The sequence below is a fragment of the Lactobacillus sp. ESL0225 genome (genome assembly GCF_003692905.1).
GTDB lineage: Bacteria > Bacillota > Bacilli > Lactobacillales > Lactobacillaceae > Lactobacillus > Lactobacillus bombicola.
This window is the reverse complement of record NZ_REHK01000010.1, coordinates 133,167-156,898: the sequence shown is the minus strand read 5'-3', so window position 1 is coordinate 156,898 and position 23,732 is coordinate 133,167. Positions and strand designations below refer to the sequence as shown.

The window sequence follows — 23,732 nt, the reverse complement described above, 5'->3', positions numbered from 1 at the left end:
ATGAAAGAAATTTATTTTAATCATGATGGCAATATTGACGACTTAGTGTCATATTTGTTGCTATTACAAGCACCAGAGATTAAGCTACTTGGTGTTAGTGCAATTGACGCCGATGGTTATCTTGAGCCATCAGTAGAAGTTTGTCGAAAAATGACGGATCAATTTAATTTGCGTGGTGATAAGCTAGCGATTGCTAAGTCGAATTCGCGGGCAGTTAACCAGTTTCCAGAAGCGTGGCGTACGGCATCTTATTCCTTTAATTCACTACCATTACTAAATGAGTCTGGAAAAATAACAACTGGTGAAGCGGCTGAGCCAGCGCATTTAGATATGATTGATAAACTAAGAAAGGCAGCTAAGCCAGTTACTTTAGTTATGACAGGTCCTTTAACTGACTTAGCTCGTGCTTTAGAAGTTGATCCCAAAATTGAAACAAAAATTGATCGTTTATTTTGGATGGGTGGTTCACTTGATGGTCATGGAAATGTGGTACAAGTAAATGCTGATGGAACACAAGAATGGAATGCTTTTTGGGATCCATTTGCGGTTGATCGAGTCTTTCAATCTGAGATTCCAATGCAAGTCATCGGACTAGAGAGTAGTGAAGAACTACCACTAACCAATCGACTTAAGATGCACTGGGCAAGTTTGAGAAAATATCCGGTAGTTGATTTAGTAGGTCAAGCATATAGCTTATTAGTAAATCCTCCAATTCAAAGTGCCCAACTTTATTTTTGGGATGTATTGACGACAATTAATGCTTTATATCCAGAAGTGGTTATAGCTTCGGAAAAGCGAACAGTTAAAGTACGTACCGTGGGTGATGCCGCGGGTCGCTTGGAAGATGATGAAAACGGGCGGGAGATTACTTTAGTAACCAAAGCTGATAAGGACTTCTTTTTTAAAAAGTTTGATGAATTAATGATGCAGACTAAGTAAAACTATAAAACAGTTCCAGTTTAGAGCTGTTTTTTTGCTTATTATAAATAAAGTGAGTATATATACTTACTTATAGCGATTTATATCATTTAGTACAAAAATGAGAAGATAGTTAATTAGAAGAGTAGTCTACCTAGATACAAGGATGAAAAAGCAAAATGTAAGCAAGTAGTTAGGAGTCAACCAAAAAGACTAACTCAATAAAATACTGAGTTAGTCTTTTTATTTATAAAACTGGCTAATTTTTTAGAAGCAATCTGTACTAGAATCCTCGCCGGCTTAAGCCAATGAATCCCAAGCTGGTAATTCAGTTGCAGAGCCTTCGGCTAAGGTGATTTGTTCAGAAGTTAGATACTTCTTATGAACAGCAACTTCATAAACGTATTCTTTAAACCATTCATTGTTCATTACAAAAAAGCCCTTGTCACCATTTTTTTCACCCCAGGAATTTTCTACTTTCCACTGGCGAATGTGACCCTGATCTTCGTCGACGCCAACAAGAGCCATGGCGTGACTAAAGTAGCCGGCACCAGTTCGCAAGCGATCAGCTTTTGACATTTTTAAATCAACCCCAAATAGGTCACTTAATTGATATAAGTTGCTGTCTAAATAGCCTTTTTGCCGATCACTTTGCTCACCAACATCATTGCCAAACCAAACAGCTTCGCCATCCTTTAACTGGTTAACACTAGCACGTTCTAAGTATTCAATGGGAACATTGAGCCATTGAATGTGACAAGTGCCATCAATGTTATTGGCATCAGGCAAACTATAAAGTTTATTGTATTCATGGTCGGGAGCGTTAGCTAGAAGTACATAATCGTTAAAGTCAACATCGCCCATATATTTATGTAGAAATTCTAGTGGGGTTAATTCTTTGTCTAAGTGATAATTTTTGTCATCATCACGATATTCTAAATCAAACTTCTTAGGTGGCTCTCCTACAGCAATAGCTGTCATTCGATAAACCTCACTTAGGAATTGTTCACGAACGAGTTTGATTTTTTCATCTTCTCCTGCTTGTTTTAATTTGCGGAGAACCAGTGCGTCTTTTTTAAGCTTATCGCCTAAGGCTTTGCCAAAGCCCGCTGTATTATTTGCATTAAAGCTTTCTGGCATCGCATATGAAGGTACAACACCATACTTTTCAATTAAGGCTGTTGCCATTTGAAAATGCCCGCCATCTTCACCAGCATTATTTAGATGGGTTTTAACAATACGAGAATTGAGTGGCTCACTAGCTGTTGCAATAATATAGTTATAGAAATTATTAGTTCGTTCAATTTTGTCCCAGAAAAAGTTATAACTTTGGGAAAAAGTAAAGTTTTTACAATGATACTTTTGCCCAAAATTATGACGTAAAATATTTAGCGTCGCAAATTCCCAGCAGCGACCAGATTGACGTTGATTGGTTACATTATCAGTAGCTAATTCTGTTGAAAAAACGCGGGTTAGTTCATTTTGCACCCGATCATTATAAGCAGCAGCCAAGACACCACTTTTTTGTGCAGCTCTAGCAACAACCTGATTTTGCGGGCTTTTATTAAAATCAGCTGAAAATTTTTCTAATTCTTGTAAGGTAAGTTTGTATCCCATAGGTGAATCTCCTTTTAATTTAATTTTAAATCACTTCATATTTTAATCTAAAAGAAAAACGAGTTCAATAAGTGAACTCGTTTTTAGGAATTATAGGGTTGATAGTTTTGTCAGAATTGTGTTATTTAAGTTAGTCAATTTTTATTGAATTATCATTTTTATCTGTACTTTGCTTTGGTAAGACGACGGTTAAAACACCATTTTCATATTTGGCACTAATTTCATTAGCAGCGACATTTGGCAATCTAAAGCTTCTAGAAATGTGACCAATACTTCTTTCACGGTGAATAATACTACTATTGTGGGAAACATCCTTAAATGCTTTCCTCGACCCAGCAACACTTAAAATACCATTATTGTAGTTTAAGCTAATATCATCTTTATTCATACCTGGCATATCAATATTAATTACATAATCATGATCATTTTCAGCTACATCAGACTGCATTAATTTTGTTATTTCAGTCTCATCAAAAAATTTTCTCGGAAGATCAAACCAATCATTCATTGCATCGAAAAAGTCATTGTGACGATTTATCATTTCATTTGTCATAGTAAAAACTTCCTTTCAAAATTAAATTAATTTATTACAGAAGACTTTCAATTCCTCTGTACAATTATTATTATAGTATTCAGCTCTTAAAAATAAAAATAATTAGCACTCTTATTTTTTTAGTGCTAATTATGTGATAGCTATCCTTTTATTATAAGGATTATAGCTTGTGGATTATTAAAAATGAGGAGAAGAAGTTTTGACTTATTATCAGAAGATGACCCCAGAAGGCTATCGAAAAATTGAGATGGAAATTGCTCGTTTAAAAAAAGAGCGTCCAAGACGAATTAAAATTTTGCAGGCAGCTCGAGCATTAGGTGATTTATCAGAAAATACCGAATATACTGAAGCTAAGCGCGAGTTAGGACATTTGCAAAGTAGATTACGTTATTTAAATAAGCAGTTGAATTATGCTGAAATTATTAAAAAAACTACTGATGGTAAAGTTGATTTAGGCAAAATAGTCACACTTGAGATTGGTCAAGAAAAAGAAACTGAGACATACCAAATTGTTGGTCGGATGGAAGCCGATGTCACTAAGGGTAAGCTTGCCTTTGATTCACCATTGGGACAAGCAATTATGAAAAAAACTGTAAATACGACTGTAGAGGTAATAGCTCCTGCGGGAAACTATCAAGTAACAATTAAAGCAATCGATTAAAGACACCCTATTTAGTCGTACTTAATGTTAGTAATATAGTGTCCTATTAGGAATTAGTTGTGTCATATCTGAATTTAGATATTAAGTTTCTAGGAAGGGATTAGAAATCTTATCGAAATGGATGGTCGAAAAAGCTGGCTATTTAAGAAAAGTTAATGGTCATTTCATAAAATTACTTTTTTTTGCTATAATATGGATTTTGGAGAGTATACAATTAGTTAGATAGAGGTAGTTTTGTGAATACACCAGCATCAAGAGAAGGTAACCTAATACGCTATATTGTTTATTTTATTGGCTATTTAATGACAGCTGGCGTAATCAAGCTAGTTATTGAAAATCTGCCAATTCATGTTTGGAATTTTATCTTATTTGCAACAATTTCCTTAATGGTTCTGTTATTTTTTATTTATCGCTTTAATCGCGAGCAACGCTTTTTTGCTCCGGGATTAGCCGGTTCATGGATTAGTAATTTTGCGCTTATTATTGGCATGACCCTGCTAATTACTGTATTCAGAATCAGTATTTCTTGGCTGCAATCGTATAATCACTTGCAGTTGTACGGTCTGCAAACAACATATTTGCACCATGAAGGGGTGGCAAATTATTGGTTCTTTGTGATTGCGTTAGGAATAGTTTTACCGATATTACAAGAGTTTTTAATTACTGGCTTTTTGTTTAACTATGCTTTTAGGCGTGATAATGTACCTACCGCTATTTGGGGGATTATTACATCTGGAATTTTATTTAGTTTGCTTAATTGGCAAAATTCAGCAACATTATTATTAGTTAATTTCTTTTTTGGCGCTATTTTTGCTTGGTCTTATTTGTATACACAAACTTTATGGATGCCGATTTATTTATCTGTTTTAAATGGTGTTTTACTTTTAATTATGACGTAAATTTATGAACCAATGTATTTTAAGATAACTAAATTGCTTGGTCTGTTTTGGGGCCAATTATAAGAATTAAATTACATAAAAAACGTAGGTTAAACCCTTAGGATTGACCTACGTTTTTTATATAGTATTAAGCGGATAGCGTGAATCGAACCCGCATCTTCAGCTTGGGAAGCTAACATTCTACCATTAAACTATACCCGCATTTCTTCTATATTTTACCATAGTTTTTTAGAAAAACCAACTTTCGGTAAAATTTATGGTTAATGGACCATTTTGGTGGCAACTAGATTTACGTCACGCGTAATTAGTGCGGAAAAATTTTGAAATAACCACTGGCGTAGTTCATCTGGCTCAATAACTAATGGCATCCGATCATGGATTGGTTGCATTATTTGATTAGCGGTGGTAGTAACCATTGAAAAATAATCGTTTTGGTAAATACCAGCAATTAAAGTCAGGGGCTCGTTAGAATTATGAAAACTATATTGTTCATGTGCTTGTTTACCGTATTTAGTAATATAAGTTTCCTGTGCTGTTTCAAAAAAGCAGTTTGTAACAATGATGCATCGTCTACGTGCAAAAGATGAATCCCACATAGATGGACGTTGATTGAAGAAACGCTCTATCCGAGCATTGAAAATAACTTGATTTTGTTTCATTGGCTTGGGATAGCCCCAAGTTTTAGGAATTAAAAGTAACTGATTATTTTGATATAAGAGTACAGGGGCCTTGTTTTTGGGAAAAATATTAGAATTTTGCGGTAGATTCGAATCTGGTTCTATTAATGGTAATTTTAAATCGGTAATTAAGTATTTTTTGATTTCAGCTAAGCTTGGTATTTGGAATTGATGACACATTTGATCCTCTGTATTTTATCATGGCTTGATTTTTGGTAGAATTAGTTGTAATTACTGCATTAAAAAGATTTTAAAATTTTTTTCAACTTTAGGCAAGGAGGATACTAATGAAAAATAAAATACTACTTACGGGTGATCGTCCAACTGGTAAATTACACGTTGGACATTATATTGGTTCATTAAGAAATCGAGTTAAATTACAAGATTCTGGTGAATATCAGCCATATATTATGATTGCCGATACTCAAGCACTTACGGATAATGCACGTAATCCAGAAAAGGTTCGTAATAGTTTAATTCAAGTTGCGCTTGATTATTTGGCTGTCGGTATAAACCCAGATAAATCAACCATTTTTGTTCAATCACAAATTCCCGCCTTATTTGAATTAACAGCCTATTACATGGACTTGGTTACAGTTAGTCGCTTGGAACGAAACCCTACTGTTAAGGCAGAAATTAAGCAAAAAGGGTTTAATGATTCAATTCCAGTAGGTTTTTTGAATTATCCTGTTTCACAAGCTGCTGATATTACGGCTTTTAAGGCCACAACTATACCAGTAGGTGACGACCAAAAACCAATGTTGGAACAGACAAGAGAAATTGTTCGAACTTTTAACCGTATATATAATTGTGATATTTTGGTGGAACCAAAGGGTTACTTTTCGATTAAAGGACAGGGAAGATTGCCTGGGCTTGATGGAAATGCTAAGATGTCAAAATCTTTGGGCAATGCAATTTATCTTTCAGATGATGCAGCAACTGTCCAAAAGAAAGTTATGTCGATGTATACTGATCCTGGGCATGTTCATGTACAAGACCCTGGTAAGATTGAGGGTAATATCGTCTTTACTTATCTTGATATTTTTGATTCTGATACAGCCAAAGTGGCAGAATTGAAGGAAGATTATCAAAAGGGTGGATTAGGCGATGTCAAAATAAAACGATATTTAAACAAAGTATTAGAGCAGGAATTAGCACCAATCCGTGAACGTCGGCTCCAATATGAAGAAAAGATTGATGAGGTTTATGAGATGCTCGAAGCAGGCTCTAAACAAGCTAATATTGTCGCAAATCAAACATTGTCTGAAGTACGTGATGCAATTGGCTTAAACTACTTTAAGAGGTAAAAAATGCGTGATCGGATTCCTTGGAAACAATACTTTATGATGCAAGCTTTAGTAATTGCGCAGCGTTCTACTTGTGATCGTGCCTTAGTAGGCAGTGTTTTGGTAAAAGATAATAGAATTATTGGAACTGGTTATAATGGGTCAGTTACCAATGAGCCACATTGCGATGATATTGGGCATCAAATTGTTGCTAATCATTGTGTGCGAACAATTCATTCAGAAATGAATTCATTGATTCAGTGTGCGCGCAACGGTGTTTCAACAGATCATACGGAAATTTATGTTACACATTTTCCTTGTTATAATTGTGCTAAGGCTTTAGTTCAAGCGGGTATTAAAAAGATAAATTATTACTTTGATTATCATGATAATCCCTTGGCAATAGCGCTTTTTAAAGATTGTGAGGTTCCTTATGAGCAAATTAAAATTAATCGCAACTATGTTGAACAGCTGGCACATAAGCTTGAAGATGTTGAAAACTAAATTAAGTTCTATAGTTGTATTAGTTAGTCTATTTTTAACGATGACCGCATTTTCTAATCCTAATATTAAGGATGAATGTCACCTGTTAGATAAAGAAACTAGCCATTTAATTGTTGCTAAAAATGGTCGGTATTTACAAACTAGTGAGCAACCTCAGATTGTGGTGCAAACGGTTCAACGAATAAATGATTTGACGCCGCATCGTTTAGCTAAGGCTAAAAAAACTGTCTTTATCGTTGTAGGGGTCAAAAAAGAAAAGCGGAATGTCCAAATTTATTCTAGTAAGGATTTGCATGGTGCTTTTACAGCAGATGTGCGGGGAAATATTATTCGATCACAGTCTGCCGCATTACTTAGCAAGGACAAAAAAGAATTTAACAAGGGCTTGAGATTTGTTTTTCGCGCTTGTGCAACGACCATTGATCAACGCTACCAATATGCCCTTGATAAATATGATTTAACTAGTAAGGAACGGGCGCAAGTCATTCATCCGCATCGATTGGCTTTGCCGATTGCTATGGCTTTAGTTATTGTAATTGCTGGTCTAGCGTATTTTTTCAAAAGTAATTTACATATAAAAAATAAGTAAAAGGATTGACCACCTTAAGCGTGTGTGTTACTATCGACTTGCTAATTAAATAAAACAAATAAACTGTTAGGTGAGACTCCTACGTGAACATATGCTATCGCTCAGAAACATCCAGAGATGCCAATGAGTCAAATAGTTATCGTCGATTTAAGGCGCTAACCAGATAGCTAGCTTAAGGCTTACGTCACGTAGTGTTAAAACTGAACGACGAGTACTTGATAATACCTTGTTTAAAAGGAGGGAGCGCCTAGCGGATAAAGCAGATTGGGGCTCCCTTTTAGTTTGTTTGAATTTTGGAAAAGAAGGAGTGAGAATAATGTTAAAAAAAGCCAATGAATCAGCTACTAACCAAGATTTAGAGCTGGTTAAAAGTATTGCTAAGGAAAGTAGAACTGAGACACTAGCACGACTACATACTAGCAGTGATGGGTTAACAAGTGAACAAGCTGTTCGCAATAGAGAAGAATATGGTGCAAATACAATTACGTCTAACAAACATAATTCTAAATTGCATTTTTTGACAGAAGCTTTTATTACTCCTTTTAGTTTAGTATTAATTGTTTTAGCATTTTTATCATTATGTACCGATTATATTTTTGTTCCAGCCGGTGAAAAAGATTTAACAACGGTAATAATTATGTTAACGATGGTCTTTATTTCAGGGATAACTAATTTCATTCAGAATATCAGATCATCAAATGCTGTTGATTCACTCTTAAAGATGGTTTCAATTACAACTGACATTATTAGAGACGGTAAGGATCAAGAAATTGATACTAGTGAAGTGGTAGTTGGCGATGTAATTCGGCTTGCAGCTGGTGATATGGTTCCAGCTGATATGCGTCTTTTAACGAGTAAAGATTTATTTTGCTCATCGAGTTCATTAAACGGAGAATCGAATCCAGTTGAAAAGATTGCAACCAAGAAACCTAAAATTGGTGCAGATCGTGATTATTTAGATTACCCAAATATTCTTTATGAAGGGACAACGATTGTTTCTGGATCTGGACTTGGTGTTGTATTTGCTACAGGTGAGCGGACAATGTTCGGCAAGCTGGCACATGATATTTCAAATCAAGATGTAAAAAACACTGCATTTGATGTGGGAATTAAAAATGTGTCTAAGCTATTAATAATTATGACGGTTATTATTGCCCCATTGGTTTTTATTATTAATGGTTTAACTAAGGGAGATTGGGTTAATGCCTTAATTTTTTCAATTGCAACTGCAGTTGGGTTGACGCCAGAAATGCTGCCTGTAATTGTGACAACTAATTTAGTCAAAGGTTCAATTGAAATGTCCAAAAAGGGCACAATTGTTAAAAAGATGAATTCGATTCAAAATTTTGGCTCAGCCGATATTTTGTGTACTGATAAAACAGGAACTTTGACTCAAGATAAAGTAGTTTTAGAACGGCACTATGATCTAAATTTACATGAAAATCCCCATATTTTAGAATTAGGTTATCTTAACTCATATTACCAGACTGGAATGAAAAATTTGATTGATAAAGCAATCATTGAGGCAGCTGGTGATGAATTAGATATTAATGAAATTCAACGTGATTATAATAAGATTGATGAAATTCCGTTTGATTTTTCTAGAAGAAGAATGAGTGTAGTCGTTGAAAATGCTGATCTTGAACATGGCGAACACTTGCTAGTAACTAAAGGTGCCTCTGAAGAGATGATGGCTGTTGCCACTAAAATTGAAGTCGATGGGCAAATTTTACCGTTAACGCCAGAACGTAAACAAAAAGTAATGGAAAAAGTTAACGAAATGAATAGCGATGGATTGCGGGTCATCATGTTGGGTTATAAGCGTAATCCAGCTCCTGTGGGAGAATTTTCTGTTAAAGATGAAGAAGACTTGATATTATGTGGCTTCTTAGCCTTCCTTGATCCCCCAAAGGAAAGTGCCAAAGCAGCTTTGGCAAAGCTTAAAGAAGACGGTATTACAGTTAAAATTTTAACTGGCGATAATGAAGCAGTTACGCGAACAATTGGTCTACAAGTAGGCTTAAATGTAGATACAGTTTACTCTGGGGCTGATTTAGAAGGGAAAAAACCGGATGAATTGGCAAAGATGGTAGAAGAATGTAATATTTTTGTGAAGTTATCACCAGAAGACAAAACTAAGATTATCAACTTGTTGAAACAAAATGGTCATACAGTAGGCTACATGGGTGACGGCATTAATGATGCACCAGCAATGAAAGCGGCGGATGTGTCGATTTCAGTAGATACAGCTGTAGATATTGCGAAAGAATCAGCCGATATCATTTTGCTACATAAGGATATGAATGTCTTAGAAACAGGTGTTAGAATTGGACGTAAAGTCTTTGGTAATACTACTAAATACATTAAGATTACCCTATCTTCAAACTTTGGTAATATCTTATCGATTCTAGTTGCGTCCTCATTTTTACCATTTTTACCAATGCTGCCCTTGCAACTATTGGTTTTAGATTTATTATATGGAACTAGCTGCTTATCATTACCATTTGATGAAATGTCTGATGATTATCTCAAAGAGCCACGAATTTGGTCGACTAAGAAATTACCAAAATTTATGTTTTACTTTGGTCCAACTTCTTCAGTTTTTGATATTCTAACTTTTGGCTTATTATACTTTATAATTTGTCCGTATTTAGTTGGTGGTAACTTTAATGCAATTAGCCCTAGTCAAAAAATAGTTTTTATAGCCTTATTCCATACAGGGTGGTTTATTGAATCACTGTGGACACAAGAAATGGTTATTCATGCCTTGCGTGACCGGCGCTTGCCGTTTATTAAGCAGCATGCTACAACAACCGTTGTCTTGTCTACTTTCGGTGCTGGGATTATCGGAACATTGATTCCATTTTCCTCTTTAGCAGGTAAGCTTGGTTTTGGCAGGATGCCATTAAGCTTTATGTGGATTATTTTAGGAATTTTAATCCTTTATATCTTACTGACGACTTTGGTAAAGCATTTTTACTTAAAAGATGAAAAATTTCTAATTTAGAAAATATGGCTAAAGGTTAAAAAGGGAATTCCAGGAGGAATTCTCTTTTTTGTTGGTGTAATATTATATAATATAATGAATTATACGAATCTTAAGGAGAAAAATGAAAATGGCTGATAAAAAAACTTTTTACATTACGACCCCAATCTATTATCCATCTGGCCGCCTGACCATTGGTAATGCCTACACTACTATTGCTGCTGATGTTATGGCACGATACAAGCGTAGTCAGGGTTATGATACTTTCTTTTTAACTGGAACTGATGAACACGGGCTAAAGATTGAACAAAAAGCTGAAAAGCAAGGGGTTCAACCACAAGAGTTTGTTGATAGTATGGCAGCAGATTACAAAAAATTATGGAAAAGCCTGGATATTTCTTATGATAAGTTTATTCGCACCACTGATGAGCAACATGTTAAGGGCGTTCAAAAAATATTTGAACGTTTGTTAAAGCAAGGTGACATTTACCTTGGTGAATATACTGGCTGGTATTCAGTTGAAGATGAGGAATACTTTACTGAGTCACAATTGACTGAAGTTTATCGTGATACTGCGGGCAAGGTAGTTGGTGGCAAGGCACCATCTGGTCATGAGGTTCAACTAGTTAAGGAACCATCATATTTTTTCAAAATGAGCAAGTATGCTGAGCGACTTTACCGCTACTATCAAGATCATCCTGCATTTATTCTGCCTAATTCGCGCGAAAAGGAAATGGTCAATAACTTTATTAAGCCGGGGTTAGAGGATTTGTCGGTTACTAGAACCACAGTTTCTTGGGGTATTCCTGTACCAAGTGATCCTAAGCATGTTGTTTATGTCTGGATTGATGCTTTATCAAACTATATTACCGCCTTGGGTTATGGCTCTACTGATGATTCTTTGTTTAAAAAATATTGGCCAGCTGATGTTCACTTGGTCGGTAAGGAAATCGTTCGTTTTCATACAATTTATTGGCCAATTATGTTAATGGCTCTTGATTTACCGCTACCTAAACATATTATTGGTCATGGTTGGGTATTAATGAAGGATGGTAAGATGTCTAAATCAAAGGGTAATGCTGTTTATCCGGAGTCAATTACCAGCCGTTATGGTGTAGACGCTTTACGTTATTACTTAATGCGAGCATTACCATTTGGTTCTGATGGTATTTTTACACCGGAAGACTTTGTTGAACGAGTTAACTATGATTTAGCCAATGATTTAGGAAACTTATTAAATCGTACCGTTTCAATGATTAATCAGTATCAAAAGGGTCTTGTTAAGCCAGTTAGTGAACAAGATGAATTAGGCAAAAGTTTAGCTGAAACTGCGCATAAAATGATTAATAGTTATCAACAGGAAATGGACACGCTTCACTTTACGCAAGCAATTGATGACATATGGCAATTAGTCAGTCGTGCTAATAAATACATTGATGAGACAGCGCCTTGGATTTTAAATAAAGAAGATAAAAAGAATGATTTAGCGCGGGTAATGGCTAATTTAGCAGAAAGTTTACGTATTATTGCATTATTAATTGCACCGATTATGACGCGGACTGCAGGTGAAATATACAAGCAACTAGGACTTGATTGGAATAATTCTGCGCAAAAGCAACTTGCATTTGGTGGCTACAATTGGAATATTAAAGTTGTTGCGAAAGCACAGCCAATTTATCCACGTCTAAAGCCAGAAGAAGAAATTAAATATATTAAAGATGAAATGGCAAAAGCTAAGCCCAAGAAGCAATCCCGCAGTGAAAAGGAGCAAAGCAAAGAAATTACAATTGATGATTTTGCTAAAATTAAAATTCAAGTTGGGCAAATTTTAGCAGTTGAGCCAGTTAAGGGCTCTAATAAGTTATTACAATTCCAATTAGATTTTGGTGCAGGAAGCAAACGCCAAATTTTAAGTGGAATTAGGAAATATTATCCAGAAGCAAGTGAATTAGTAGGTAAAAAAGTACTGGCAGTAACTAATTTAAAACCACGTAAGATGCTAGGAAAACTTAGTCAAGGCATGCTCTTATCTAGCGAAAAAGCAGGACAAGTAAAATTAGCTATTGTTGGTGATGAGCATGAAATTGGGGCAGAATTAGGTTAATGGAATTAATTGATAATCACACCCATTTACAAGACACACCCTTTCAAGGAAAAGAAGAGTTTTACCTTGAACGTGCACATAAATTAGGGGTAACCAAAGTAATTTGTGCTGGGCAAGACCCTACTTTTAACCAACAAGCAATTGCCTTAAGCCAACGTTTTGATCAAGTTTACGCAATGGTTGGCTATTGTCCTGATATTGCTAAAGCTTATAATCAAAAAGCTGAAGACTTATTAATTGAGCAGTTGCAAACTCCTGGTGTGGTAGCGATGGGAGAGATTGGGCTCGACTATTATTGGGACGAAACGCCTCGAGAAAAGCAAAAAGAGGTATTTGCTCGACAAATTGAAGTTGCCCATGAATTAAAAATGCCAGTTGATATCCATACGCGTGACGCTTTTGCGGATTGTTACGAAATTCTCCGGCACAGTAATCTAGAATACGGTGCAGTCTTACATAGTTTTAATGGCAGCGTTAAATGGTTAGCAAAGTTTTTAGCTTTAAATGTTAACTTCTCCTATTCAGGTGTGGCATCTTTTACTAAAGCGACGCAGGTGCACGAATCTGTCAAAAATACCCCATTAGATCGGTTACTGATTGAAACGGATGCACCATTTTTGACACCTAAGCCCTATAGAGGCAAGCAAAATGAGCCGGGTAACGTTTATTATGTTGCTCAAGCTGTTGCTGAATTGAAAGGTATACCAATACAAGAGGTTGCTCAAGCAACTTATGCTAATACAATGAGGATTTATGGGCTTGACTAAAAAACATTTTAATGCAGTAGTTGTTGTTGAAGGAAAAGATGACACAATTAGGTTAAAACAATTTTTCCCGGGAATTGAAACAATTGAAACAAACGGTTCCGATGTGCCAGATGCTGTTTTAGTAGAATTAAAAGAATTAGCTAAAAAGCGCGATATAATTGTTTTAACTGATCCTGATTTAAATGGAGAACGGATTAGACGATTGGTTACTGAAGTAGTGCCAAACGCGAAGCAAGCATTTATCACTCGTCAAGAAGGTCGACCACGTAAAAAAAGAAATTCGTTAGGAGTTGAGCATGCCTCAAAGGCTACGTTGACTAAAGCTTTGAGTGATTTACATGAAAGTAAAATGCAAAGCAGTGATTTGACTAGAGCAATATATCGAAAATTAGGTTTAGCTAGTGACTTAAATTCGCGTAAATTACGGGAAAAAGTAGGAATTAAATTGCGAATAGGTTACGGGAATGCACAACAATTTTATAAACGGTTACAAACTTTTGGGGTAACTAGTGCTCAACTTGAGAAAGTGGTAGAGGAGGTTAATAATGAATAGTGATATGCCAATTGGTTCAAGTGTAAGAACCCAAGCCATTATTAATCGTTATTTTTTACGAGCTAAGAAAAATCTAGGCCAAAATTTTTTGGTTGACTTAGATGCTCTCGAAGGAATTGTTCAAGCCGCAGAGATTAAGCCCAATGATCAAGTAATTGAAATTGGTCCAGGAATAGGTTCATTAACTGAACAATTGTTATTGGCAGGAGCAAAAGTCTTTGCCTATGAAGTCGACGAAACTTTGCCTGAAATTTTACAAAATGAATTACCTGCAAAAATCAATGGTGTCCCGATAAAAGAGCGTTTTAAGCTTATGATTAAGGATATCTTAAAGGCGGATTTTGCTACTGATTTGGCGGATTTTTTTGATTTAACTCAACCAGTTAAAGTAGTGGCAAATTTGCCATATTATATTACAACGCCAATTATTTTCTTTTTAAATGATACAAAGTTAAATTTTTCCAGTTTAACTTTAATGATGCAAAAAGAAGTAGCCGAGCGGCTTAGTGCGCATCCAGCTACTAAAGAATATGGTCCACTTACAATCTCTGTCCAAACGCAAATGAAAGTAAACCTTGCCTTACAGGTAAAAAGCAAGTCCTTCATTCCAAGACCTAAGGTTGATTCTAGTGTAGTTGTTTTGCAGCCTTTGCTTAAAAAAACAGATGTTGGTAATATTAAACATTTTAATTGGGTAGTCAAATGTTGTTTTGCCCAAAGACGCAAAACATTAAATAATAATTTAAAAACTTTAATTCCTAATACCTTCCAACGGGAAGCACTGATTAGTAACTTGGGTGTTGACCTACATACTAGGCCAGAACAATTGACAATTGACCAGTTTGTCGACCTAGCCCGAGCCATACAAATTAAGAATTAACCAAAATATTTGGATTTAGCTTTAAAAATGATTGAAAAAATAATGATAACATGGTAAAATTCCCCCAAAGGAGTTGTTATCAGTGCCAACATCAATTATTACCATTAAGCAAAAATTGGATTCACATTTAGGTGATTCATTAACTGTGGTTGCAAGAGCAGGTCGGAAGAAGGTTACTAAGAGACGAGGAATTTTGCGGGAAACATTTCCAGCAGTTTTTGTGGTTGACTTAGATCAAGATCAGAATAATTTTGAGCATGTCTCATATAGTTATACCGACTTGCTAACCAAAAACATCACTTTAAAGTTCGATGATGTAACGGAATAGTTACAGTAAAAAGTAAAAATAATTTTTTGGGTAGTAACATTTTAAAATGTTAGTGCCTTTTTTTGTGGTTCAGAGTATAGTAGAAAAAGTAAACATTAGAGAGGATAATTTATGAAACGTTCAGAAAGACTAGTTGATATGACGAAATATTTAATGGAGCGACCACACAATTTGATTTCATTACCTTTTTTTGCAACGCGCTATGGAGCCGCTAAATCATCAATTTCTGAGGATTTAACTATTTTAAAACATACTTTGGCTGATAATCAAGATGGTATTTTAGAAACAGTTGCCGGAGCTGCTGGAGGAGTAAGATACATTCCGTTTTGGGGTAAAAAAAACGTTACCCAATATTTACAAGACTTGGCTAAAAGAATTGAAAGTTCAGAACGAATTTTAGCCGGTGGTTTTGTTTATCTTTCAGATATTTTAGGTAATCCACAAGACTTAGATAAAATTGGGAAAATAATTGCTACTCGTTATGCTTATTCCAAGATTGATGTGGTAATGACAATCGAGACTAAAGGAATATCATTAGCCCAAGCAGTTGCACGGTATTTGAATGTACCATTTATTACAGCCCGCAAGCGGTCTAAGGTAACTGAAGGAGCTACTGTCTCTGTTAATTATATTTCTTCTTCACTTGATCGTGTTTCCAAAATGGAACTTCCCACTAGAGCTTTAAGAGAAAATTCAAATGTCTTACTAGTAGATGATTTTATGATGGCTGGTGGTACCTTGACGGGGATGAAACAGTTAGTAAAAGAGTTTAATAGTAATATTGCTGGAATTTGTGTCTTATGTGAAGCAGACTTTGATGATGAAAAAGTAATTGAGGGGCACTTATCTTTAATTAGGATAAAAGATGTAAATGATAAGCAAAAGATAATTGTAGCTGAGCCCGGTACACTACTTGGACATACTAACTTTAACCGCTTTTAGCATATAAAATGATATGTTAAAATATGGTAATAACTTAAGAATATAAAAGAGGCTGAATTTAATGAAAAAATTTGTAGTTGTACTTGCAGCCGGTAAGGGTACACGAATGAAGTCAAAGCTATATAAAGTTTTGCATCAAGTTTGTGGAAAATCAATGGTCGAACATGTAGTTGAAGCAGCTCAAGCAATAGAACCAGATAAAATAGTTACAGTAGTTGGTAATGGAGCAGAAAAAGTAAAAACTGTTTTAGCTGGGAAATCTGAGTTTGTTTTACAAAAAAAACAGTTAGGCACGGGCGATGCAGTTTTAACAGCAGAAAAGCAGTTAGCTCAAGAGGACGGTGCTACCTTAGTAATTACAGGTGATACTCCACTTTTTACAAGTAAGACTTTACAAAAGTTGTTTGACTACCATCAAAATAAAGGTAATGCTGCCACTGTTTTAACAGCACAAGCGCCTAATCCATATGGTTATGGTCGAATTATTCGGGATGAACAAGATAATGTTTTACGGATTGTAGAACAAAAAGATGGCAGTCCTGAAGAATTGAAAATTAAAGAAATCAATACAGGTGTATTTTGCTTTGATAATAAGCAACTTTTTACTGCCCTTAAGCAGGTAACTAACGATAATGCACAAGGTGAATACTATTTAACTGATGTATTAGAAATTCTACGTAATAATAAGCAGCGTATTGGTGCTTATAAAATGCATGACTTTAGTGAAAGCATAGGGGTAAACGACCGCATAGCTTTAGCACAAGCTACTAAAATTATGCAAAAAAGAATTAATGAGCAGCATATGCGAGAAGGGGTCACTTTTGTTGATCCAGATACTGCCTATATTGATGCAGATGTAAAAATCGGCAGTGACACCGTAATTGAGGGTAATGTCGTAATTAAAGGTAAGACAATAATCGGTAATAATTGTTTAATTACTGCTGGTTCACGTATTATTGATTCTCAAATTAGCAATAAGGTAACTATTACTTCGTCAACTATTGAAGGAGCAAAAATGGCCGATCATAGTGATATAGGTCCTAACTCACATCTACGAACCAATTCTATTATCGAAGCAGGCGTCCATATCGGTAACTTTGTTGAGGTGAAAAATGCTGAAATTGGACAAAATTCTAAAGTTGGTCATTTGACTTATGTGGGTGATGCTACTTTGGGTAAAGATGTCAATGTAGGTTGCGGGACAATCTTTGCTAACTATGATGGTGTGCAAAAGGATCATACAACCGTTGGTAATCGATCTTTTATTGGTTCAGGCTCGACATTAGTTGCTCCAGTAAATGTGGCTGATCATGCTTTTATAGCCGCCGATTCAACTATAACTAAAGATGTTAGTCAATATGATATGGCAATCGCTCGCGGTAAACAAGTAAATAAACCTAATTATTGGCACAGGCTTCCTTTAGCTAATGATCCAAATTGGCAGTAATCTCTAAAAACTCTAGTTTAAACTAGAGCTTTTTTAATTACTAAAAATAAATGTTGTCCTTAATAAGAAAGTGCTATCATAAGTGATGAAAGGGGGAATGATAATGATTAGTTGGCTTTTAAAACAACCAGATAAGGATGAGCAAATACCACCAGAAAAGATTGCCAAGACATACAGATGGCATCAATTAGGTGTCTTGTTAGCTACTTGCATAGGTTATATCGGTTACTATATTATTCGTCTAGTTTTTACAGCTGAACAAAATGATATTATGAAAGCATATCACTTTACAACTGCTAATGTTGGGTTGATTTTATCTTGTTTTGGAATTGGTTATGGTGTAGCTAAGCTATTTATGGGGGTATTAGCTGATAAATGTGATGCCAATCGCTACCTAATGGTTGGCTTATTATTATCAGCATTTATAAATATCTTTTTAGGGTCGACCCGCAACTTATACATCATGATGGCATTGATGTTTATAATGGCAATAACGCAGGGAATGGGGGCTGCTGCATGCCAAAAAATGATTCAACTTTGGTGGGGGCCACGAATGCGAGGCACAATGTATTCGATTTGGTCGTCAGCCCATAATGCTGGCTCCTTTATTTGTGTAGCAATTGTTCAACTGGCTGTTTTTTTATTTTCTGGTTCAATTGCAGCTGTCTTTTATACGGCATCAGCTGTTTCATTTGTGCTTTGTATATTAATCCTAGTTTTAGGAGCAGATCGACCAAAAGTTGTTGGACTCCCAGATATTGCAACTTATACGGATGATCGAGTTATTCTAAACGATGGGCAAATTTCAACTTCTGATCAAACTGACTTGAATGTTGGCCAAATTTTTATTAAGTATATTTTAAAAAATAAACTAGTTTGGGCTGTAACATTAACTTCGATGTCACTTTATTTAGTTAGGTATGGTATTCAAAGCTGGATTCCTGCTTATTTAGTTCAAAATAAAGGCTTTGATCCTGCAAATGCAAAATGGTTAATTGGTATTTTTGAATTAGCATCTGTTCCAGGTGTAATCATTATGGGTGCTATTTCAGATGCTTTAAAGGGTCGACGAGCATTAGTTTCAATTTTTTGTGTGCTTGGCACATTAATTTGTTTAACGATTTATTTTTTTAATAATAATTATACTTTAATTATTGCCGCTTTAATCATCATGGGCAATTTGATTTATGCACCATTGACTTTGGTTGGATTAATGATTAATGAAGTTGTCCCTAAATTTGCTGTGGGAGCATCTACTGGCTTTATGGGCTTTTTCCAATATATTTTTGGTGAATCTTTAGCTACAGCACTGATTGGTATTTTAGTTGCAAAATTTGGTTGGCTAGCAAGTAATACTGTCTTATATGGTGCATCAATTCTAGCACTTGTTTTTTTACTTTATACAGCAGTTAGTGAAACAAAAATGCAAAAAAAATCACAAATTAATTTATAAATTGGACATAATTAATTTGAGTTTCCTAGAGTAAGTAGAGTATTAAGAAAAAGTAAGCTATTTTAAAGTCGATTTATTAGAATTACATTTTAGTATATAATAAGAATTAGTAAATTAAATTTTAGTGAGGTAAATAGATAAATGAAATTAAGTCATAAGTTATTGATGGTATCAACTGCTGCGCTTCTTGGCGTTAGTCCAATTTTGAGTGCAAGTCAAGCATCATTAGTACAAGCTGCTAAGACTAATAAAACTGATACCAAAACTAATAAGTCTGTTTCTAAAAAAGATACTGCAAAGAAAACCAGTTCAAAAAAGAATAGTACTTCAAAGCGAGGCACAATTAAATTAAGTCGGAATGCTTATGTTTATGATAAAAATGGCAAACGGCTTAAGAGCTACATGGGTAGTGCTAAGTATACTGTAATAGCTAAGGGTGTTACTTTAAACTACAATACTAAAAAGACAATTAATGATGTTGATTTTTATGACCTTGGTGGTAATGCTTATGTCAAAGCTGCTAATGTAGGTTATGTTGACGGCAAGAAAGTTAATCCTAAAAAAAGTGAAAAAACAGATCAGTCATCTACCACAGCTAAATTAAAGAGTAATGCCTATATTTATGATGAAAAAGGCAAAACTAATAAGAAAAAAATCAAGAAGGGTCAAGTAATTGCAGTTGATCAATTAGTTTATATTGGTGGTAAACTTTATTATCGGATTAGTGGTGAAAAGAATCAATTCATTAAGGCTAATAATGTAGGGTCAACTACTGGTACTGCATTAAAACCAATTAATAAGAAGCCAGAAAAAGATGATGACAAAACACCGTCAGACAATCAAAATGACCCAACGGTAATTACCCTAAGTCATAATGCATATCTTTATGATGGTAAGGGTAGCTCAAAAAGCAAAGTAGTTAAGAGCGGTCAAAAGATTCAAGTTGATAAGTTGCAGTACATTGGTAAAAATCTCTTTTATCATGTAAATGATAAAAATTATCCTGGTGATGATAATTGGATTAAGAAAAATAATGTTGGCATCATTACTGGTAAGCAATTAACGCCTTCTAATGCTAAACCTGATGCTAAACAAAATGGGACAATTGCCACATTAGGTCGGGATGCTAACGTTTATAATAGCAAAGGGGTTATGCAATCAACTAAAACTTTTGCTAAAGGTCATACAGCCCGTGTAAATGAATTACGTTATATTTGGATTGAAAGTGAAAACAAGGCTGAATTATTCTATAAGTTACAAAGTGATAAGAATGGGTACCTTAAAGAAAGTGATATTAGTACCATTGCAGGCGATAAATTAACCCCTGTTAATACAGCGGAAGCCGCAAAAGAAGAAACTGTTATGGCGACTGATGCAGATAAGAAGACTTTACAAGCTGCGTTAACTGAAGCCACGACTATTAAAACAAGTGATAGCTACAAATTATCAAGTAAAGCTTTACGTGATGCTTACGATGCAGCCATTATTTCCGGTAATCAAGTGAACAATGCTAATGCAACTGTTGCTAGCGTTAAAGATGAAGTAAATAAAATTAGCAAGGCTAAGGCTGCGCTTAATGGTAAGAAGATTGTAGTTAATGATTTGAAAAACTTAACCATGGATGAAGCAAATCAAATAGTACAATTAGTAGCTACTGCTAACGGTGTTGACAAGAATACTGTTAAATTTAGTAATAACAATACTGTTTTAACGATTACTAGTGCTAATGGGTTTGAACAAACATTAAATATTGAAGATTACGCAACTATTATTAAGTAATTAAGATAATAAAAAATATAGCTCAAAAAGCAGGTAAAAAGGCAAATATGACTTTTACCTGCTTTTTTAATGGTTAAAGTTAAAACTAATATACTTGAATTAACAAATAGTTAGATTTAGTGCTTTAAATTGTGTAAGCTAATAAAGCCTTAAATGATTAATTAAATGTAGTTAAGGAAACATTGCCTGCTATATAATAGATACCTTATAATAAATATTAATATCTGTTTTTTTATATAATGTAAAGCGGATACAAATACTATGCTATAATATACGTGGAGTAAAAATAGTAGGAGGGAAATTATGAATGCTTTAATTAATTGGTTAAATAAGCATGTTGTTCCAGTCGCTGCTAAGATTGGTTCAATACGCTGGCTAATTGCCTTGCGTGATGCCTTCATTGCAGTAATGCCGTTAACCTTAGCTGGATCTTTAGCAACTGTAATCAATGCCCTTGTTAGAGATTTGCCTACTAGCTTTGGTTGGACTGGTTTTGTCAATTCAATGCAATGGTTGATTAGTATTGATTCTCTTGTGTGGACTGGTACCATGGCTATTTTAGGTTTACTGTTTGCATTTACATTTGGCTACCAAATGTGTGTTCAGTACAAAGTTGAACCAATAGCTGGTGGTCTTGTCAGTTTAGGGACATTTGTCATGGGCTTACCGCAAAACTTTTCTTTAATTTTGAGTAATACCCTAACCCATGGAGATGCTAAGACTTTGACAGGTGCCGGTGCCGCTGTTGACGGTAAAAACATAACTGCTTGGGGTTATTTTAATTTTAATAAGTATTTTGGTTCAGCTGGTTTCTTTACGGTAATGATTATGGGGGCCATTTCGGTAACTATTTATATTTGGCTTATGAAAAAAAATATTACTATTAAGATGCCTGATAGTGTGCCACCAGCAGTGGCAAAAGCCTTTACTGGCATTATTCCAGCGACAGCAGGATTGTATGTAGTTGGCGTAATTGATTATCTCTTTAGTCTTAGCCATACAACAGTAATTGACTTTATTTCTCAAACTATTCAAGATCCACTATTAAATATAGGTCAAGGATATGGAAGTGTTTTACTTGTAACTATTCTTGTACAAGTTTTGTGGTTCTTTGGTATTCACGGTACTAACGTACTTATGCCAATCACAGAAAGTATTTGGATGACTGCTCAATTTGCGAATATTAATGCTGCAAATAAAGGACAAGCTCTACCTTATATGTGGACTAGATCAGATTTTGACTTTTATGTTTGGATTGGTGGCGCTGGCTCCACCTTATTACTGATTTTAGCAATTTTAGCCTTTTCAACGCGTGAAGATCAACGAGCAGTAGCAAAGGTATCACTTGTTCCTGGAATCTTTAATATTAATGAACCGGTCATGTTTGGAATGCCAATTGTGCTAGACCCGATTTACTTTATCCCGTTTGTAATTGCACCTATAGTTATGGTATCAACATCTTATGCAGCTTTAAGTATGGGGTGGGTATTACCTGTTAAAGCTAATATGCCGTGGGCTATGCCACCATTTTTGAATACATTTTTAGGTACATTGGATTGGCGCGCAGTCGTTTTGCAACTAGTTAATATGGTAATTGGTTTCTTAATCTATGTGCCATTTGTTAAAGCTGCTAACAACGTTAATACACAAGCTGAGGCTTAATAGGAGTTATATTTAATGAAACAATTAGGAATTTCACTTTATCCTGAACAAAGTACTTTTATACAAGATAAGGAATATATTGATTTAGCCAAAAAATATGGCTACCAGCGTATTTTTACATCACTTTTACAATTAAAAAGTGATAGTGGAGAGGATTTGTTGGCCCGTCTTAAAGAAGACGTTGATTATGCTAATCAATTAGGCTTCAAAACAGTTGTTGATATAAATCCCGCACTATTTAAAGAATTAAGAATTGACTATAATGATCTTAGCTTTTTCCAAGATTTAGGTGTTTGGGGATTACGGCTAGATGAGGGATTTAGTGGTATTGAAGAAGCGGCGATGACGCATAATCCTTATGGCTTAAAAATTGAATTAAATATGAGTCGGGGTACTAATTATTTAGACAGTATTATGTCTTATGACCCGGAAGAAGATAATTTAATTGGTTGTCATAACTTCTATCCGCAAGAATATACTGGTCTAAGTGAAGAGATTTTTTACGAATATTCACAAAAATACCGTGACTATGGGTTGCATACTGCTGCTTTTATTTCATCTAAGCATGCTCAATTTGGTCCTTGGCCAGTCCACGAAGGTTTGCCAACGATGGAAAATGATCGCGACAGAAATATTTTTAGTCAAGTAACTCACTTAAGATTAAGTAAAATGATTGATGATATCATTATTGGCAATGCTTTTGCTACTGAAGAGGAGTTGGCTCAAGCGGCTGCCGCTTTTAATAGTCCTTTTCCTACTTTGAGTATAGAATTTACAAATAATGTTTTGCCAATTGAACAAACAATTTGCTTAAAAGATGTTCATTTGTATCGTGGTGATGCTTCAGCATATTTGTTGCGGGATACTAAACCACGAGTAGTTTATGCAAACGAAGCGATTCCAGCGCAAACTGAAGTTAAAGAAGTTTTTGATTATGGTGATGTGGTAATTGTGAATGACAAATATCCACGTTATAAAGGTGAGTTGCAACTAGTTTTGACTCCATTTGAAAATGATGGTCGGCGTAACTTAGTTGGTCATTTAAGAGAAGACGATCTTGACTTATTGGATGCAATTGAACCGTGGAGCACTTTTATTCTTAAAAATGCCAAAAACAACTAAATAAA

General features: G+C 35.0%; 21 protein-coding genes, 1 tRNA gene and 1 riboswitch. Of the genes, 18 read left to right on the top strand and 4 right to left on the bottom strand.

The annotated features are described in order from the left end of the window. Nucleotides 1-939: a nucleoside hydrolase gene (locus tag F5ESL0225_RS06815; RefSeq protein WP_122022202.1), complete on the top strand. Its 939-nt coding sequence runs from the start codon at nucleotides 1-3 to the stop codon at nucleotides 937-939. Nucleotides 940-1,218: 279 nt separating this feature from the next. Here F5ESL0225_RS06815 and F5ESL0225_RS06810 read toward each other — a convergent pair whose 3' ends face one another. Then, complete coding sequence (locus tag F5ESL0225_RS06810; RefSeq protein ID WP_122048129.1) at nucleotides 1,219-2,535, bottom strand: C1 family peptidase; 1,317 nt, start codon at nucleotides 2,533-2,535, stop codon at nucleotides 1,219-1,221. Nucleotides 2,536-2,665: 130 nt separating this feature from the next. Continuing rightward, a complete protein-coding gene (locus tag F5ESL0225_RS06805) occupies nucleotides 2,666-3,088 on the bottom strand; it encodes an Hsp20/alpha crystallin family protein (protein ID WP_122022200.1) in 423 nt (140 codons plus the stop codon). A 199-nt stretch (nucleotides 3,089-3,287) separates the two neighbouring features. On the opposite strand from F5ESL0225_RS06805, the gene greA reads away from it, so the two are divergent. Together greA and F5ESL0225_RS06795 are read left to right on the top strand one after the other, a co-directional pair. Continuing rightward, a complete protein-coding gene (gene greA / locus F5ESL0225_RS06800; protein WP_122022199.1) occupies nucleotides 3,288-3,749 on the top strand; it encodes a transcription elongation factor GreA in 462 nt (153 codons plus the stop codon). A 236-nt stretch (nucleotides 3,750-3,985) separates the two neighbouring features. Next, complete coding sequence (locus F5ESL0225_RS06795) at nucleotides 3,986-4,648, top strand: CPBP family intramembrane glutamic endopeptidase (RefSeq protein ID WP_122022198.1); 663 nt, start codon at nucleotides 3,986-3,988, stop codon at nucleotides 4,646-4,648. Nucleotides 4,649-4,778: 130 nt separating this feature from the next. On the opposite strand, the gene F5ESL0225_RS06790 is transcribed toward F5ESL0225_RS06795, so the two are convergent. Both F5ESL0225_RS06790 and F5ESL0225_RS06785 read right to left on the bottom strand, forming a co-directional pair. Next, nucleotides 4,779-4,849 (bottom strand) — tRNA-Gly (locus F5ESL0225_RS06790). A gap of 59 nt (nucleotides 4,850-4,908) precedes the next feature. Next, on the bottom strand, nucleotides 4,909-5,505 hold the full coding sequence (locus F5ESL0225_RS06785) for an SOS response-associated peptidase family protein (protein ID WP_122022197.1): 597 nt from the start codon (nucleotides 5,503-5,505) through the stop codon (nucleotides 4,909-4,911). Nucleotides 5,506-5,612: 107 nt separating this feature from the next. Here F5ESL0225_RS06785 and trpS point away from each other — a divergent pair, with 107 nt between their 5' ends. From trpS to F5ESL0225_RS06710, 15 genes are all read left to right on the top strand, one after another. Continuing rightward, entirely contained in the window at nucleotides 5,613-6,632 is a 1,020-nt protein-coding gene (gene trpS / locus F5ESL0225_RS06780) for a tryptophan--tRNA ligase (RefSeq protein WP_122022196.1), read from the top strand. 3 nt (nucleotides 6,633-6,635) lie between these two features. Next, a complete protein-coding gene (locus F5ESL0225_RS06775; RefSeq protein ID WP_122022195.1) occupies nucleotides 6,636-7,115 on the top strand; it encodes a deaminase in 480 nt (159 codons plus the stop codon). Continuing rightward, nucleotides 7,102-7,704, top strand: a complete 603-nt coding sequence (locus tag F5ESL0225_RS06770; RefSeq protein ID WP_122024939.1) for a TPM domain-containing protein — start codon at nucleotides 7,102-7,104, stop codon at nucleotides 7,702-7,704. Before F5ESL0225_RS06775 ends, F5ESL0225_RS06770 begins: the two co-directional genes overlap by 14 nt. A 55-nt stretch (nucleotides 7,705-7,759) precedes the next feature. Beyond that, nucleotides 7,760-7,924, top strand: a riboswitch (M-box (ykoK) riboswitch). Nucleotides 7,925-8,020: 96 nt separating this feature from the next. Beyond that, entirely contained in the window at nucleotides 8,021-10,711 is a 2,691-nt protein-coding gene (gene mgtA, locus F5ESL0225_RS06765) for a magnesium-translocating P-type ATPase (protein ID WP_122048128.1), read from the top strand. A gap of 109 nt (nucleotides 10,712-10,820) precedes the next feature. After that, a complete protein-coding gene (gene metG, locus F5ESL0225_RS06760; RefSeq protein WP_122048127.1) occupies nucleotides 10,821-12,794 on the top strand; it encodes a methionine--tRNA ligase in 1,974 nt (657 codons plus the stop codon). Then, nucleotides 12,794-13,561 carry a TatD family hydrolase gene (locus F5ESL0225_RS06755; protein WP_122048126.1) on the top strand — a complete coding sequence of 256 codons (768 nt, stop codon included), beginning with the start codon at nucleotides 12,794-12,796 and terminating at the stop codon, nucleotides 13,559-13,561. The genes metG and F5ESL0225_RS06755 overlap by 1 nt, the downstream gene beginning before the upstream one ends. Continuing rightward, nucleotides 13,548-14,114: a ribonuclease M5 gene (gene rnmV, locus F5ESL0225_RS06750; RefSeq protein ID WP_122048125.1), complete on the top strand. Its 567-nt coding sequence runs from the start codon at nucleotides 13,548-13,550 to the stop codon at nucleotides 14,112-14,114. The genes F5ESL0225_RS06755 and rnmV overlap by 14 nt, the downstream gene beginning before the upstream one ends. Then, nucleotides 14,107-14,994, top strand: coding sequence for a 16S rRNA (adenine(1518)-N(6)/adenine(1519)-N(6))-dimethyltransferase RsmA (rsmA, locus tag F5ESL0225_RS06745; RefSeq protein ID WP_122048124.1), 888 nt, complete (start codon nucleotides 14,107-14,109; stop codon nucleotides 14,992-14,994). The genes rnmV and rsmA overlap by 8 nt, the downstream gene beginning before the upstream one ends. Before the next feature lie 82 nt (nucleotides 14,995-15,076). After that, nucleotides 15,077-15,322: a Veg family protein gene (locus F5ESL0225_RS06740; protein WP_090092443.1), complete on the top strand. Its 246-nt coding sequence runs from the start codon at nucleotides 15,077-15,079 to the stop codon at nucleotides 15,320-15,322. Nucleotides 15,323-15,433: 111 nt separating this feature from the next. Next, on the top strand, nucleotides 15,434-16,264 hold the full coding sequence (gene purR / locus F5ESL0225_RS06735) for a pur operon repressor (RefSeq protein ID WP_122048123.1): 831 nt from the start codon (nucleotides 15,434-15,436) through the stop codon (nucleotides 16,262-16,264). A gap of 61 nt (nucleotides 16,265-16,325) precedes the next feature. Further along, on the top strand, nucleotides 16,326-17,711 hold the full coding sequence (gene glmU / locus F5ESL0225_RS06730; RefSeq protein WP_122048122.1) for a bifunctional UDP-N-acetylglucosamine diphosphorylase/glucosamine-1-phosphate N-acetyltransferase GlmU: 1,386 nt from the start codon (nucleotides 16,326-16,328) through the stop codon (nucleotides 17,709-17,711). 103 nt (nucleotides 17,712-17,814) lie between these two features. After that, complete coding sequence (locus F5ESL0225_RS06725; RefSeq protein ID WP_122048121.1) at nucleotides 17,815-19,164, top strand: MFS transporter; 1,350 nt, start codon at nucleotides 17,815-17,817, stop codon at nucleotides 19,162-19,164. Nucleotides 19,165-19,305: 141 nt separating this feature from the next. Then, nucleotides 19,306-20,943, top strand: coding sequence for an SLAP domain-containing protein (locus F5ESL0225_RS06720; RefSeq protein ID WP_122048120.1), 1,638 nt, complete (start codon nucleotides 19,306-19,308; stop codon nucleotides 20,941-20,943). Nucleotides 20,944-21,246: 303 nt separating this feature from the next. Then, the gene (locus F5ESL0225_RS06715; RefSeq protein WP_090092436.1) at nucleotides 21,247-22,605 is read left to right on the top strand and encodes a PTS sugar transporter subunit IIC; all 1,359 of its coding nucleotides are present in this window, start codon (nucleotides 21,247-21,249) and stop codon (nucleotides 22,603-22,605) included. A 15-nt stretch (nucleotides 22,606-22,620) separates the two neighbouring features. Continuing rightward, entirely contained in the window at nucleotides 22,621-23,727 is a 1,107-nt protein-coding gene (locus F5ESL0225_RS06710) for a DUF871 domain-containing protein (protein ID WP_122048119.1), read from the top strand. Nucleotides 23,728-23,732: the final 5 nt, after the last annotated feature.

Excerpts from the sequence above, each read along its gene's own strand:
- purR (WP_122048123.1), top strand. The coding sequence starts at position 15,434 with ATGAAACGTTCAGAAAGACTAGTTGATATGACGAAATATTTAATGGAG.
- F5ESL0225_RS06725 (WP_122048121.1), top strand. The coding sequence starts at position 17,815 with ATGATTAGTTGGCTTTTAAAACAACCAGATAAGGATGAGCAAATACCA.
- rnmV (WP_122048125.1), top strand. The coding sequence starts at position 13,548 with ATGGGCTTGACTAAAAAACATTTTAATGCAGTAGTTGTTGTTGAAGGA.
- mgtA (WP_122048128.1), top strand. The coding sequence starts at position 8,021 with ATGTTAAAAAAAGCCAATGAATCAGCTACTAACCAAGATTTAGAGCTG.
- glmU (WP_122048122.1), top strand. The coding sequence starts at position 16,326 with ATGAAAAAATTTGTAGTTGTACTTGCAGCCGGTAAGGGTACACGAATG.
- F5ESL0225_RS06770 (WP_122024939.1), top strand. The coding sequence starts at position 7,102 with ATGTTGAAAACTAAATTAAGTTCTATAGTTGTATTAGTTAGTCTATTT.
- F5ESL0225_RS06710 (WP_122048119.1), top strand. The coding sequence starts at position 22,621 with ATGAAACAATTAGGAATTTCACTTTATCCTGAACAAAGTACTTTTATA.
- F5ESL0225_RS06810 (WP_122048129.1), bottom strand. The coding sequence starts at position 2,535 with ATGGGATACAAACTTACCTTACAAGAATTAGAAAAATTTTCAGCTGAT.
- F5ESL0225_RS06775 (WP_122022195.1), top strand. The coding sequence starts at position 6,636 with ATGCGTGATCGGATTCCTTGGAAACAATACTTTATGATGCAAGCTTTA.
- F5ESL0225_RS06805 (WP_122022200.1), bottom strand. The coding sequence starts at position 3,088 with ATGACAAATGAAATGATAAATCGTCACAATGACTTTTTCGATGCAATG.
- rsmA (WP_122048124.1), top strand. The coding sequence starts at position 14,107 with ATGAATAGTGATATGCCAATTGGTTCAAGTGTAAGAACCCAAGCCATT.
- F5ESL0225_RS06815 (WP_122022202.1), top strand. The coding sequence starts at position 1 with ATGAAAGAAATTTATTTTAATCATGATGGCAATATTGACGACTTAGTG.
- F5ESL0225_RS06720 (WP_122048120.1), top strand. The coding sequence starts at position 19,306 with ATGAAATTAAGTCATAAGTTATTGATGGTATCAACTGCTGCGCTTCTT.
- trpS (WP_122022196.1), top strand. The coding sequence starts at position 5,613 with ATGAAAAATAAAATACTACTTACGGGTGATCGTCCAACTGGTAAATTA.
- F5ESL0225_RS06785 (WP_122022197.1), bottom strand. The coding sequence starts at position 5,505 with ATGTGTCATCAATTCCAAATACCAAGCTTAGCTGAAATCAAAAAATAC.
- F5ESL0225_RS06715 (WP_090092436.1), top strand. The coding sequence starts at position 21,247 with ATGAATGCTTTAATTAATTGGTTAAATAAGCATGTTGTTCCAGTCGCT.
- F5ESL0225_RS06755 (WP_122048126.1), top strand. The coding sequence starts at position 12,794 with ATGGAATTAATTGATAATCACACCCATTTACAAGACACACCCTTTCAA.
- metG (WP_122048127.1), top strand. The coding sequence starts at position 10,821 with ATGGCTGATAAAAAAACTTTTTACATTACGACCCCAATCTATTATCCA.